The following is a 12,762-nucleotide window of genomic DNA, read 5'->3' on the forward strand; positions in this document are numbered from 1 at the left end:
CGGTATGCTGATTGCCTGCCGAGGAGAGTGAAATGGCCTACGATTTTGACCTGTATGTGATTGGCGCCGGTTCCGGCGGTGTTCGTGCGGCCCGTTTTGCCGCGGGCTTTGGAGCCAAGGTGGCTGTGGCGGAAAGCCGTTACCTGGGCGGCACCTGCGTCAACGTCGGCTGCGTACCGAAAAAGCTGCTGGTGTACGGCGCACATTTCGCCGAAGACTTTGAGCAGGCCAGTGGGTTTGGCTGGTCCCTGGGTGAGGCGAATTTTGATTGGGCCACCCTGATCGCCAACAAGGACCGCGAGATCAACCGCCTCAATGGCATCTACCGCAACTTGCTGGTCAACAGCGGCGTGACGTTGCACGAAGGGCATGCGCGGCTGGTCGATGCGCATCAGGTCGAGATCAATGGCGAGCGCTTCACCGCCAAGCATGTTCTGATTGCGACGGGTGGCTGGCCGCAAATTCCGGAGATTCCGGGGCATGAACATGCCATTGGCTCCAATGAGGCGTTCTTCCTCAAGGAATTGCCGAAGCGCGTACTGGTCGTCGGGGGTGGTTACATTGCCGTGGAGTTCGCAGGAATCTTCCATGGCCTGGGCGCGCAAACCACGCTGCTGTATCGCGGTGATCTGTTCCTGCGCGGTTTCGACGGTTCGGTGCGTACGCACCTGAAAGAAGAGCTGACCAAGCGTGGCCTGGATCTGCAATTCAATGCCGATATCGAGCGTATCGACAAGCAGGCCGATGGTAGCCTCAAGGCGACGTTGAAGGACGGCCGCGTGCTGGAGGCCGACTGTGTGTTCTACGCCACCGGGCGGCGTCCGATGCTGGACAACCTGGGGCTGGAGAACACCGGCGTCAAACTCGACAAGCGCGGCTTCATTGAGGTGGATGACCAGTACCAGACCGCCGATGCATCAATCCTGGCCATTGGCGATGTGATCGGTCGCGTGCAACTGACGCCGGTGGCCCTGGCCGAGGGCATGGCCGTGGCGCGCCGGCTGTTCAAGCCTGAGCAGTATCGCCCGGTCGACTATGCGATGATCCCAACCGCGGTGTTTAGCCTGCCGAACATTGGCACCGTAGGCCTCACCGAGGAAGAAGCGAAAGAGAAGGGCCACAAGGTGCAGATCTTTGAAAGCCGTTTCCGGCCGATGAAGCTGACCCTGACCGAGTGCCAGGAAAAGACCCTGATGAAGCTGGTGGTGGACGCCGATACCGATCAAGTGTTGGGTTGCCACATGGTCGGTCCAGACGCGGGTGAAATCGTCCAGGGCCTGGCGATCGCACTCAAAGCGGGTGCGACCAAGCAGCATTTCGATGACACCATCGGCGTACACCCCACGGCGGCGGAAGAGTTTGTCACCATGCGCACGCCTGTGGCCGACTGATCAATCCTCGGGCGTTGCCTCTGGCGCCGTCGCAACGGCGGCCGCCAGGCGCAATGCTTCAAGACTGGCCTGGGCCTTGATCAGGTCCAATTCCAAGGTTTTGTTGGCGTGCTGGTGTTCCGCCAATGCTGCCTGGCGTGACTGGCTCTCCAGCACGGCAACGCGCAGGCGCTCCTGCAGCAGGGTGCGTTCGCTGTCAATCAGGCCCACTTGTTCATTCAGCTTGAGCAGCTGGGCCTGATCTTTGCGGGATTGTTCCTGTAGCGCCGTCAACGCTTTCGATGCCACTCGATGCTCAATCAACAGTCGCTCATTGTCGCGATGCAGCTGGGTGATTTCATCCTGGCGCACCATGGCGCTCTGCTGCGCTTGGCGCAGTTCAGCCTGGACCTGTTGCAGTTGACCTTCGTGGCGACGCTGTTCCTGCTCACGCTGCTCCTTGATTGCATGGCGGTAATGCTCCAAGGCATCCCGGGCGTGTAAATGCTTTTCTTCCAGTGAGCGAATCTGCTCGTCCTTGTCGCTGATCCTTAACTCGTAATCACTGCACGCCTGGCTCAGCCCGGCGTTACGGGTTTGTTCGGTCTGCAGGCTGGTGCTGGCGGTTTGCAGCGCGGCGCTTTCCTCTGCAAGGGCGGCGGCCTGGATATCAAATTGTTGCTTGAGCTGGCTGTGGGCCTCTTCAAGGGCTTCGACCTGGGTGAGCAGGGCGGCTTTCTGTTGCTCGAACTGCGCCATGGCCAGATCGATAGGCTCCTGGGCTTTTTCCTTTAATCGTTGCGCCAGGCGCGCCACTAACTCGCCAAGCTCGTCGTCGATAGGCGCCTCGGTAATGGTGGCACGGGTCTCGCTCTCGTCGAGCTCCTTCAGATAGCGATGAATCGTGGTTTTCGAGCCCGTATTGCCCATTTCGATGCGTACGGCGTCGATGCTGGGGTTTTCGCCGCGGGCGAGGATTGCCAAGCGCGCCGTTTGAACTACTGCTTTGTTAATGCCGCCGCGAGCCATGGGGTCTCCGTCGATTTCGTATTGTGGTACATGGTATGTATATACGTATCATATCATGAACAAAATACGGTTTGAATTCATGATTTAACAGATGGGATATTGGCGTATTATCCCGTGTCATATGCGTTTAAACCGCGCAAACACCTGCCAGCCGTACGAATAGGCCTCCCATGAGCGATCTGGACCGTTATCTCGATGCCGCCACCCGCGATAACACGCGACGCAGCTATCGCGCCGCCATCGAACATTTCGAAGTGAGTTGGGGAGGGTTCCTGCCCGCCACCAGCGACAGCGTGGCGCGTTATCTGGTGGCGCATGCCGGGGTATTGGCGGTCAACACGCTGAAGTTGCGGCTTTCGGCTTTAGCGCAGTGGCACACGAGCCAGGGCTTTCCCGATCCGACCAAGGCGCCGGTGGTGCGCAAAGTGCTCAAGGGTATTCGCGCCGTGCACCCGGCGCAGGAGAAACAGGCCGAACCTTTGCAGCTCAAGCACCTGGAGCAGGTGGTGGCGTCCCTTGAGAGCGAGGCAAAGGCCGCGGCCCACGACCTGCCTCGGCTACTGCGCGCCAAGCGCGACACCGCACTGATCCTGCTGGGCTTCTGGCGCGGGTTTCGCAGTGATGAGCTGTGCCGTCTCGAGATCGAGCATGTTCACGCCACGCCCGGCGCGGGCATCAGCGTGTATCTGCCACGCAGCAAAAGCGACCGCGACAACCTCGGCAAGACCTATCACACCCCGGCGCTGTTACGCCTGTGCCCGGTGCAGGCCTACAACGAGTGGCTCAGTGCCTCGGCGTTGGTGCGTGGCCCGGTATTTCGCGGCATCGATCGCTGGGGCAACCTGGGGGAGGAGGGGTTGCACCCCAACAGCGTAATCCCATTGCTGCGCCAGGCGCTGGAGCGTGCGGGGATTCCCGCCGAGCAATACACCAGCCACTCATTGCGTCGTGGGTTTGCCACGTGGGCCCATCGCAGCGGCTGGGATTTGAAGTCGTTGATGAGTTACGTCGGCTGGAGCGACATGAAATCCGCCATGCGCTATGTTGAAGCGACGCCCTTTCTTGGCATGACCCTGGCGACGCAACCGCTACTTTGAGATTTCTTCTATTAATACAGTTTCCTGATAGGGAAAACCAATCGTCAGCATCAGGTTTGCCAATGAGCCATCGGCTCAGAGAGTGGGTAGGATTCACTTCATCAACTTTAAGCCCTTCTACAAAACCTGACGGAGAGTCAACGATGCCTATCATCAACAGCCAAGTAAAACCGTTCAAAGCTACCGCCTACAAAAACGGCAACTTCGTAGATGTGTCCGACGCCGATCTGAAAGGCAAGTGGTCCGTTGTGTTCTTCTACCCAGCCGACTTCACCTTCGTTTGCCCAACCGAACTGGAAGACCTGGCTGACAACTACGCCGAATTCCAGAAGCTGGGCGTCGAAATCTACAGCGTTTCCACCGACACCCACTTTGCCCACGCTGCTTGGCACAACACTTCGCCAGCCATCGGCAAAATCCAGTACACCATGATCGGTGACCCAACCCTGACCATCTCCCGCAACTTCGACGTACTGATCGAAGAAGCTGGCCTGGCAGACCGCGGTACGTTCGTGATCAACCCAGAAGGTCAGATCAAGATCGTTGAGCTGAACGACGGCGGTGTTGGCCGTGACGCTTCCGAGCTGCTGCGCAAAATCAAAGCGGCTCAGTACGTCGCTGCCCACCCGGGCGAAGTGTGCCCAGCCAAGTGGAAAGAAGGCGAGGCTACTCTGGCTCCGTCCCTGGACCTGGTCGGCAAGATCTAAGTCTGTGAAGTCTCAAGGGCGGTATTCCGCACTTAAGTAAGCTGCATCCGCCCCCAAAACGCCCGGGCGAGATTCGCTCGGGCGTTTTTTTGTCTGCAATAAACCGAATAAACAGGAAATCGCCCGTATGTTGGACGCCAATCTTAAAGCTCAGTTGAAGTCATACCTGGAACGGGTCACCCAGCCGATCGAGATCGTCGCCTCCCTCGACGACGGCGCGAAATCCCAGGAAATGCTTGCCCTTTTGCAGGATGTTGTCAGCCTCACGACGCTGATTACCCTGAAAACCGATGGTGATGATGCGCGTAAGCCGTCGTTCTCCATCAACCGCCCGGGTGCCGAGATCAGCCTGCGTTTTGCCGGCATCCCCATGGGCCATGAATTCACTTCGTTGGTGCTGGCCCTGCTGCAAGTCGGTGGCCACCCGTCGAAGGCCAGTGTCGAAGTGATTGAACAGATCCGCGCCCTTAAAGGCGAGTTCAGCTTCGAGACCTACTTTTCGCTGTCCTGCCAGAACTGCCCGGACGTGGTCCAGGCGCTCAACCTGATGGCCGTGCTCAACCCGAACATTCGCCACGTCGCCATCGATGGCGCGCTGTTCCAGGCTGAAGTCGACGAACGTCAGATCATGGCGGTGCCCAGCGTTTACTTGAACGGTGTGAACTTCGGCCAGGGCCGCATGGGCCTGGAAGAAATTCTCGCCAAGCTCGACACCAGCGGGATCGAAAAAGCCGCCGAGAAAATCAGTGCTAAAGACGCCTTTGATGTGCTTGTCGTCGGTGGTGGTCCAGCCGGTTCTTCGGCGGCCATCTATGCCGCACGTAAAGGCATTCGTACCGGCGTCGCTGCCGAGCGTTTTGGTGGCCAGGTGCTGGACACCATGTCCATCGAGAACTTCATCTCGGTGCAGGAAACCGAAGGCCCAAAACTGGCCAGCGCTCTGGAAGCCCATGTACGCCAGTACGACGTGGACATCATGAACCTGCAGCGCGCCAGCAGCCTGGTGCCGGCGAAAAACGCCGGTGACCTGCACGAAATTCGTTTCGAAAGCGGCGCGACCCTCAAGTCCAAGACCGTGATCCTGGCCACCGGCGCCCGCTGGCGCGAAATGGGTGTGCCGGGCGAGCAGGAATACAAGGCCAAAGGCGTGTGCTTCTGCCCGCACTGCGACGGCCCGCTGTTCAAGGGCAAGCGTGTGGCGGTGATCGGCGGTGGTAACTCCGGCGTTGAAGCGGCCATCGACCTGGCCGGCATCGTCAGCCACGTCACCTTGCTTGAGTTCGACAGCAAGTTGCGCGCCGACGCCGTGTTGCAACGCAAGCTCTACAGCCTGCCCAACGTTGACGTGATCACCAGCGCGCTGACCAGCGAAGTGAAAGGTGATGGCCAGAAAGTCACCGGCCTGGCGTACAAGGATCGCGACAGCGGCGAGTTCAAGACCATTGACCTGGAAGGTATCTTCGTACAGATCGGTTTGCTGCCCAACACCGACTGGCTCAAAGGCACCGTGGAGCTGACGCCGCGTGGCGAAATCATCGTCGATGCGCGTGGTGAGACTTCACTGCCAGGTGTGTTCGCCGCCGGCGACGTGACGACGGTGCCGTACAAGCAGATCGTGATTGCGGTGGGCGAGGGTGCCAAGGCTTCCCTGAGTGCTTTCGATCACCTGATCCGCACTTCCGTTCCGGCGTAAATCCGAAGCCGCAATGAAAACCCCATGAGCGATCATGGGGTTTTTTTCGTTATAGCGGTGCGGGCTGGATAATCTCGACCCAGTACGCGTCCGGGTCCTTGATGAAGGCCAGGCTTTTCATGCGGCCATCGGTCAGGCGTTTCTGGAAGTCGCAGCCCAGGGCTTCGAAACGTTCGCAGGCAGCGACGATATCCGGCACCGAGATACAGATGTGACCAAAACCACGTGGGTCGGTATTACCATTGTGGTAGGCAAAGTCGGCGTCGTTTTCGGTGCCATGGTTGTGGGTCAGTTCCAGGATACCTGGGATCGACTTCATCCACTGGGTACGCTCGGCGGCGTCGGCCGGAATCTGGGACTTGTCCACCAGGGCCAGGAAGTACAGGCTGAATTCGGCTTCCGGAAAGTCACGCTTTTCAACCAGGGAGAAACCGAGGACGCGGGTGTAGAAGTCCAGCGACTTGGTGATGTCCTTGACCCGCAGCATGGTGTGGTTGAACACGAAGTTCGTGGTGGCGGTGTCCGGCTGGGCAGTGACGCCCGGGAAAGTGTTCAGTTCGTGCAGGCTCATGGGCCCTCCAGAAAAAATGGGGCAAACGCGGCTCTGAAATGTGAGCGGTTCCTTGGCTTGCGGCTGGCGTCCGTGCAGCCGGACCATGATACGCAAGGCTCGCCCCAGGCGCCAAATGAAAAAGCCCAAGCAAGCCTTGCGACACATGGGCGCAGGGGCTCAAACTTTGGCGCTTGAACCTTGGGTGTTTTTCACAATGATTGCATTTCGTAAACCGCTGTTTAGCGTTGTGTGTGTGCTGTTGGGCAGTTCCTTCGTGCTGGCGGCCGACCCCGAAATTCATTGGCCCAGTGGCTGGCAGGTTGAAGAGGTTGTCCCGGATGGTGACGCACCTGCCAAACCCCAGCCGGTGTCGCGACAGCGTGCGATAAAGAATGATGAAAATGGCGCGACCTTGATGGTGATGGAGTTGACGGGTACGCCGATTGAAGCGGGGCATAAGGTTAATCTTCAAGGCGTACTGCTGGAGATGCGCAAGTCCATCCAGAAAGATTTTGCCCAAGGTGGTTATCAAAGTGTGTGCAGCAAGATGCGCCCTACAACATTGAGTCATCTTGACGCGTTGGAAACTACGTGTGTGATAACCGAAAACGGGCGTCACGTGCTGTCGCAAACATTGGTGGGCGCGGTTGATGCCGATAAGGCGTATGTTTTTTCATACGCAGGGCAGGCGGATGCGTACGAAGCCAGCAAGGACGAAGTCAGTTCGGTGCGCGATAGCCTCAAACTTTAAGTGTGTAATGTCCGGCGGTTCTGAACATAATGAAACGTTATTTAAGTTCGATTTCGAACCGTTGAAATAAAAAAGCCCCGCGTAAGCGGGGCTCTTTGTTAGTGCAGTGCGATCAGCCGCGAAGCCAGGAGTCTACAGTGGCAGCGCCGTACTGTTCTTTCCAGGCCTTGAGGCCACGGTGGTTGCCGCCTTTGGTTTCGATCAGCTCACCAGTGTGTGGGTTCTGGTAAACCTTGACCACGCGGGCGCGGCGCTGTTTTGGTGCGCTGACGGCAGCAGCGCTGGACTTGCCCGGGTTTGGATCAAGGATGGAAATGATGTCACGCAGGCTTTTGCCGTAGGTCTTCATCAGGCCCTGGAGCTTTTCTTCGAATTCGATTTCTTTCTTCAGGCCGGCGTCGTTTTTCAGGGACTCCAGCTGGGCAAGCTGCTCTTGAAGGGCTTTTTCGGCTGCGCGAAATTCGGCGAGTCTGGACAAAATAGGTACTCCAATAGTGTGTTTGGCTGATATCAACTGCAGACAAAGCTATAAGCCAAGCGCTTTAAGGCGACTCAAGAAAGAAGCCGTCTCGCGAGTTCTGCACAGGCTGAAAAAATTGTAGTAGTTAATGTGCTAAGAGTAAATCATGTCTTTTGGCTAAATAAAATTATTTCAGCGCAGGTAGTGCATGGCTATTCAATGGCTGACCAGTGATTGAATAAATTCGTCGCACGGCAATGGCTTTCCGAACAGGTAGCCCTGCAGGAAGTCCACGCCTTGGGCGGCCAGGTAATCGGACTGTTCAGGCGTTTCCACACCTTCTGCAACGATGCCCAAGTCGAGTTTGCCGGACAGTTCAATGATGCTGTCGAGAATATGCAGCGATAATGCATCCGCACCGATCATGGCGACAAAACTCTGGTCGATCTTCAAGTAGTCGACATTGAAGTTACGTAAATAGCCCAGGCTTGAGTGGCCGGTTCCAAAGTCATCAATAGCGATCATCACCCCCAGTTGATGCAGGGCGTCGAACAGGCGGCGGGTGATATCGGTAGGCACGATCAGCTCGCGCTCGGTCAACTCCAGCACCAGGGTGACCTGGCCGACGGGAAAGGCGGCGAGAAACTCACGGCAGTCATCCACCAAGGCCAAATCCTGGCAGTGGCGTGCGGTGATGTTGACGCCGATATGAAACCCAGGGCTGAAACGCGACGCGTGGGGCGACAGTTGTGCCGCGGTCTGGCGTAACAGGGCACGGGTCATGGGGACTATCAGGCCAGAGTGCTCGGCCAGAGGAATAAACAGGTCGGGCCGCACCAGGCCTTCTTTGGGATGTTGCCAGCGCATCAGTACTTCACATCCCGCCCACTCGCGGGTATCCCCCCTTACCACTGGCTGGAAATACGGAATGAACTCATTGGCACCCAGCGCCCGTTGCAATTCTTGAGTCGGTGCCGAGGAGCGCTTTTGCAGCCAGTGGGCCAAAAAACCCGCCAGCACGCCAAAAAACACGACCAGGCTGAACATTGCCGGGTAACGGGCCTGCATGTAGCGCCACACTTCGCCCGCCGGCATGCCTGCGTTGACGCTGTAGTGATAGCGTTCGGACGCCAAGTGCTCGTTAGCCACGGCAAATACCGGCATCGCCGTGTCACGAACCTTGCCATCAGTCCCCAGCCAATTCGGGCCAACTTGCAGTACCAGATGGGCGTATAGGTTGATCAGGCGCAGGGCGTTGGTCAGGTGATAGCCGTCGATCGAAGCAAAAGCGGCCTTGTCACCGTCAACCAGCCGGTAGACCAGCAGCGCGGTGTCGGGGGTCACCGGGTTGCCATTCATCAGCCATAACTGGCCGGCCACATAGTCATCCGGGTTGACCGGTGACATGTAGTTGCTGCCGAACAATGAGCTGCAATAGATGTTTTTTTGCCAGGACAGGGTGGTCGCACGCACAAAGGGCCTGCGAGTGACCTGTTCGCGCAGCGCCAGCTGTGCGCCGCTGTCACAGGGTTGCCCCGCCAATGGCAGCAAGGCCTGGGCGGCGAGGGCGGTGTTGTCGAGCATCAGGTCGAATTGGCGCACCGCCTCCTGCGCGGTCTGGGCCGAGCTTTGTTGCAAGGTACGTTCGGCTTGCCAGTGCAGGATGGCGACCCCGAGCGCAATCGGCAGCAGCGCACTCAGTGAGGTGATCAGGTAACGACTGGCGCGTTTTCGCGGGCCGTTGACGGTCAGTGGCATGGGGTGAACGGCCTGTTGCAGGAATCAGATTCAGTCGATGATAGATGGCCCGACCGAAATAAGCTCGCGGTACCTAACCATTTGGCCAGTATGCGTCGCTACAACGCCAGACCTTGGGCAATACGGATAAAAGCGAGCGTCGCCGGGGAAGACTGGCGCCGGTCCAGTACGGCGAGGCCAACCTGGCGCGGCACACGCGGGGATAATACGCGCTGTACGTAGCGAGGATCATGGCCGGCCGGCAACGACGCCTGCGCCACGACGCTCACCGCATCACCCCGGCTGACGGTTTCCAAGGTGCTCAGCAGTTGCGAGCAGCGATAACGCACATTCGGGGTCAGCCGCGCCTCGTCGAACAAGCGCACCACTAATTCAGTTGACCCGGCCTCGGTCAGCGCGAAAGGGTCGTTGCACAAGTCCTTGAGGCTCACGTGTTCGCGGCCAGCCAGCTTATGATCGGACGGCAGCAGCGCCACCATCTGGTCCTCGAACAGTGGGAAAGTGTCGAAGCGTTCCTGGTCCAGCACCACAAAGCCAATATCAACCCGGCGTTCATCGAGCCATTGGATGACTTGTCTGTCCGGCCCTTCATCCACGTGCACCTCAATGCCCGGATACGCCACGCGGAACCGGTTGAGAATCTTCGGCAGCAAGTAAGTCGAGGAGGTGGGGCCGAATGAGCCGATGCGCAGTGTCCCGCGTTTCATGCCCCGGGCGTCCGCGGCCTCCTGTTGCAAGGTGTTTGCCAGGCCTAGCATCGCCCGAGCGCGTCCCAGCAACTGCGCGCCGATATCGCTCAGCTCGACCTGGGCCTGGTGGCGCCTGAACAACGCCACCCCCAGTTCCTGTTCCAGGCCTTTGATCGCGTGGGACACTGCCGACTGGCTGATGCCGAGGCGATGGGCTGCGCTGGTAAAGCCTTGCAGCTCGGCCACGAGCGAGAAGATTTCAAGTTGAGTCAGGGTCATGAGTGATCACTCATTTTACGATGACTTTGTATTACCAGAACAATGCAGGCACCTTCAAGCCAGTAGAGCCCTATCCCGTGCATTCGAGCTCAGATCGCATCACTTATATGAAGTTGGCGGCTGTCACCATGATCTGGGGCGGTACCTTCGTGGCCGGTCGCTACCTGAGCGGCACGGTTGACCCTTTGCTGGCGGCCAGCCTGCGGTTCGCGCTGGCCAGCCTGGCCTTACTGGGATTCCTGGGCTTGGCACGCATCCCACTGGCCCGCCCAAGCCCCAGACAGTTACTGCAACTTGGGATGCTGGGTTTCTTCGGGATTTTTTTCTACAACCTGTGTTTCTTCTACGGATTGCAGTCCATCAACGCTTCGCGAGCCTCATTGATCGTGGCGCTTAACCCGGCGGTGATCGGCCTGGCGTCGCGTTGGCTGTTCAAGGAGCGCCTGGGTGCCAGCAACGTCGCTGGGATCCTGCTGTGTCTGACGGGTGCCGCCGTGGTCATTGTCAGTCGCAATCCCCACGTGCTGAATGAAGCAACCAGCAGCTGGCGTGGGGATTTACTCATCTTCGGGTGTGTCGTGGGGTGGGGCATCTATTCACTGTGTTCCCGTGGCTTGAACCAGAGCCTCGGGCCGCTGCAGACGGTCACCTGGTCGATACTGCTGGGAACCCTGATGCTCACCCTCACAACGCTGATCATGGGCCGCTTTACACTTGAAGCAATGGGTCGCCTGCAGACTGCGCAGGGGCTGAGCCTGGCGTACCTCGGCGTGCTTGGCTCGGCGCTGGCCTATGTCGGCTATTACGATGGCATCCGCCGTATCGGCGCGACACGTTCCGGCGTATTTATAGCGCTTAACCCCCTCACCGCGGTGATCTGCGGCGCCTTGCTGCTGGATGAACCGTTGAGCCTGCCCATGCTGATCGGCGGGGCGGTGATCCTGCTGGGCATCTACCTCTACAACAAACCCCTTGCACGCGCCAGGGCAATGGGGATTTGATAAGAGTACGGACAAATACGGTTACGCTGTGTAGAATCGATTTACGCATACAAGAATATGGACTTGCGCTCACGCAAGCCTAAGCCGTCAGAGACTGATGACCCCATGAAGCTACTCGGCTCCCCCCTCATCTTTGGTGACTTCCTCGCCCGCAGCGTGCGAGGCCTTTCCTGTGCGCCACCCTGCAACCTCATCCTTGCTCGCCATTAATACTGTGTCTATTACAAGAATGATGAGGTGCCACCATGGCAGATCTATACGAAAACCCAATGGGCCTGATGGGCTTTGAATTCATCGAATTCGCGTCGCCGACGCCGGGCACCCTGGAGCCGATCTTCGAGATCATGGGCTTCACCAAAGTCGCGACCCACCGTTCCAAGAACGTGCACCTGTACCGCCAGGGCGAGATCAACCTGATCCTCAACAACGAGCCCAACAGCATCGCCTCCTACTTTGCGGCCGAACACGGCCCGTCGGTGTGCGGCATGGCGTTCCGCGTGAAGGACTCGCAAAAGGCCTACAACCGCGCCCTGGAACTCGGCGCCCAGCCGATCCATATTGACACCGGGCCGATGGAATTGAACCTGCCGGCGATCAAGGGCATCGGCGGCGCGCCGTTGTACCTGATCGACCGTTTCGGCGAAGGCAGCTCGATCTACGACATCGACTTCGTGTACCTCGAAGGTGTGGAGCGCAATCCGGTCGGTGCAGGTCTCAAAGTCATCGACCACCTGACCCACAACGTCTATCGCGGCCGCATGGTCTACTGGGCCAACTTCTACGAGAAATTGTTCAACTTCCGTGAAGCGCGTTACTTCGATATCAAGGGCGAGTACACCGGCCTGACTTCCAAGGCCATGAGTGCGCCGGACGGCATGATCCGCATCCCGCTGAACGAAGAGTCGTCCAAGGGCGCGGGGCAGATCGAAGAGTTCCTGATGCAGTTCAACGGCGAAGGCATCCAGCACGTGGCGTTCCTCACCGACGACCTGGTCAAGACCTGGGACGCGTTGAAGAAAATCGGCATGCGCTTCATGACCGCGCCGCCAGACACTTATTACGAAATGCTCGAAGGCCGCCTGCCTGACCACGGCGAGCCGGTGGATCAACTGCAGGCACGCGGTATCCTGCTGGACGGATCTTCCGTGGAAGGCGACAAACGCCTGCTGCTGCAGATCTTCTCGGAAACCCTGATGGGCCCGGTGTTCTTCGAATTCATCCAGCGCAAGGGCGACGATGGGTTTGGCGAGGGCAACTTCAAGGCGCTGTTCGAGTCCATCGAACGTGACCAGGTGCGTCGTGGTGTATTGACCGCCGACTAAGCGTCAAAAAGCCCGGCCGAGGGTGACCCCGGCCGGGCTTTTTATTGCCTGCG

Annotated in this window: 12 protein-coding genes; 7 read left to right on the forward strand and 5 right to left on the reverse strand. The window is 58.5% G+C overall.

Translation table 11 applies throughout. From position 1 onward, the window contains the following. Window positions 1-32: 32 nt before the first annotated feature. Window positions 33-1,391 carry a glutathione-disulfide reductase gene (gene gorA, locus AB4O08_RS26880; protein ID WP_010210355.1) on the forward strand — a complete coding sequence of 453 codons (1,359 nt, stop codon included), beginning with the start codon at window positions 33-35 and terminating at the stop codon, window positions 1,389-1,391. On the opposite strand, the gene AB4O08_RS26885 is transcribed toward gorA, so the two are convergent. Further along, on the reverse strand, window positions 1,392-2,399 hold the full coding sequence (locus tag AB4O08_RS26885; RefSeq protein WP_044287224.1) for a DNA-binding protein: 1,008 nt from the start codon (window positions 2,397-2,399) through the stop codon (window positions 1,392-1,394). 170 nt (window positions 2,400-2,569) lie between these two features. On the opposite strand from AB4O08_RS26885, the gene AB4O08_RS26890 reads away from it, so the two are divergent. The 3 genes from AB4O08_RS26890 to ahpF all read left to right on the forward strand — a co-directional run bounded on the left by AB4O08_RS26890 (window position 2,570) and on the right by ahpF (window position 5,896). Beyond that, on the forward strand, window positions 2,570-3,496 hold the full coding sequence (locus AB4O08_RS26890) for a site-specific integrase (RefSeq protein WP_021493111.1): 927 nt from the start codon (window positions 2,570-2,572) through the stop codon (window positions 3,494-3,496). Between the two features lie 143 nt (window positions 3,497-3,639). Then, entirely contained in the window at window positions 3,640-4,203 is a 564-nt protein-coding gene (gene ahpC, locus AB4O08_RS26895; RefSeq protein ID WP_010210361.1) for an alkyl hydroperoxide reductase subunit C, read from the forward strand. Between the two features lie 127 nt (window positions 4,204-4,330). Next, on the forward strand, window positions 4,331-5,896 hold the full coding sequence (gene ahpF, locus AB4O08_RS26900; protein ID WP_069673033.1) for an alkyl hydroperoxide reductase subunit F: 1,566 nt from the start codon (window positions 4,331-4,333) through the stop codon (window positions 5,894-5,896). 49 nt (window positions 5,897-5,945) lie between these two features. On the opposite strand, the gene gloA is transcribed toward ahpF, so the two are convergent. Next, window positions 5,946-6,467: a lactoylglutathione lyase gene (gene gloA, locus AB4O08_RS26905; RefSeq protein ID WP_010210364.1), complete on the reverse strand. Its 522-nt coding sequence runs from the start codon at window positions 6,465-6,467 to the stop codon at window positions 5,946-5,948. Window positions 6,468-6,663: 196 nt separating this feature from the next. On the opposite strand from gloA, the gene AB4O08_RS26910 reads away from it, so the two are divergent. After that, window positions 6,664-7,200: a DUF4946 domain-containing protein gene (locus AB4O08_RS26910; protein ID WP_029529140.1), complete on the forward strand. Its 537-nt coding sequence runs from the start codon at window positions 6,664-6,666 to the stop codon at window positions 7,198-7,200. Between the two features lie 112 nt (window positions 7,201-7,312). Here AB4O08_RS26910 and AB4O08_RS26915 read toward each other — a convergent pair whose 3' ends face one another. From AB4O08_RS26915 to AB4O08_RS26925, 3 genes are all read right to left on the reverse strand, one after another. Further along, the gene (locus tag AB4O08_RS26915; protein WP_021493114.1) at window positions 7,313-7,678 is read right to left on the reverse strand and encodes a histone-like nucleoid-structuring protein, MvaT/MvaU family; all 366 of its coding nucleotides are present in this window, start codon (window positions 7,676-7,678) and stop codon (window positions 7,313-7,315) included. 198 nt (window positions 7,679-7,876) lie between these two features. Further along, the gene (locus tag AB4O08_RS26920) at window positions 7,877-9,418 is read right to left on the reverse strand and encodes an EAL domain-containing protein (protein ID WP_042572382.1); all 1,542 of its coding nucleotides are present in this window, start codon (window positions 9,416-9,418) and stop codon (window positions 7,877-7,879) included. 98 nt (window positions 9,419-9,516) lie between these two features. Further along, on the reverse strand, window positions 9,517-10,386 hold the full coding sequence (locus AB4O08_RS26925) for a LysR family transcriptional regulator (RefSeq protein ID WP_137205994.1): 870 nt from the start codon (window positions 10,384-10,386) through the stop codon (window positions 9,517-9,519). Window positions 10,387-10,463: 77 nt separating this feature from the next. On the opposite strand from AB4O08_RS26925, the gene AB4O08_RS26930 reads away from it, so the two are divergent. Both AB4O08_RS26930 and hppD read left to right on the forward strand, forming a co-directional pair. After that, the gene (locus AB4O08_RS26930) at window positions 10,464-11,387 is read left to right on the forward strand and encodes a DMT family transporter (protein WP_460114539.1); all 924 of its coding nucleotides are present in this window, start codon (window positions 10,464-10,466) and stop codon (window positions 11,385-11,387) included. A 245-nt stretch (window positions 11,388-11,632) separates the two neighbouring features. Further along, the gene (gene hppD / locus AB4O08_RS26935; protein ID WP_021493116.1) at window positions 11,633-12,709 is read left to right on the forward strand and encodes a 4-hydroxyphenylpyruvate dioxygenase; all 1,077 of its coding nucleotides are present in this window, start codon (window positions 11,633-11,635) and stop codon (window positions 12,707-12,709) included. Window positions 12,710-12,762 lie beyond the last annotated feature (53 nt).

Source organism: Pseudomonas sp. H3_E07, assembly GCF_054668895.1.

What these genes read in the sequence shown, in the direction of transcription:
- hppD (WP_021493116.1), top strand. Translation starts at nt 11,633, where the DNA reads ATGGCAGATCTATACGAAAACCCAATGGGCCTGATGGGCTTTGAATTC.
- AB4O08_RS26920 (WP_042572382.1), bottom strand. Translation starts at nt 9,418, where the DNA reads ATGCCACTGACCGTCAACGGCCCGCGAAAACGCGCCAGTCGTTACCTG.
- ahpF (WP_069673033.1), top strand. Translation starts at nt 4,331, where the DNA reads ATGTTGGACGCCAATCTTAAAGCTCAGTTGAAGTCATACCTGGAACGG.
- gorA (WP_010210355.1), top strand. Translation starts at nt 33, where the DNA reads ATGGCCTACGATTTTGACCTGTATGTGATTGGCGCCGGTTCCGGCGGT.
- AB4O08_RS26890 (WP_021493111.1), top strand. Translation starts at nt 2,570, where the DNA reads ATGAGCGATCTGGACCGTTATCTCGATGCCGCCACCCGCGATAACACG.
- AB4O08_RS26925 (WP_137205994.1), bottom strand. Translation starts at nt 10,386, where the DNA reads ATGACCCTGACTCAACTTGAAATCTTCTCGCTCGTGGCCGAGCTGCAA.
- AB4O08_RS26885 (WP_044287224.1), bottom strand. Translation starts at nt 2,399, where the DNA reads ATGGCTCGCGGCGGCATTAACAAAGCAGTAGTTCAAACGGCGCGCTTG.
- AB4O08_RS26910 (WP_029529140.1), top strand. Translation starts at nt 6,664, where the DNA reads ATGATTGCATTTCGTAAACCGCTGTTTAGCGTTGTGTGTGTGCTGTTG.
- gloA (WP_010210364.1), bottom strand. Translation starts at nt 6,467, where the DNA reads ATGAGCCTGCACGAACTGAACACTTTCCCGGGCGTCACTGCCCAGCCG.
- ahpC (WP_010210361.1), top strand. Translation starts at nt 3,640, where the DNA reads ATGCCTATCATCAACAGCCAAGTAAAACCGTTCAAAGCTACCGCCTAC.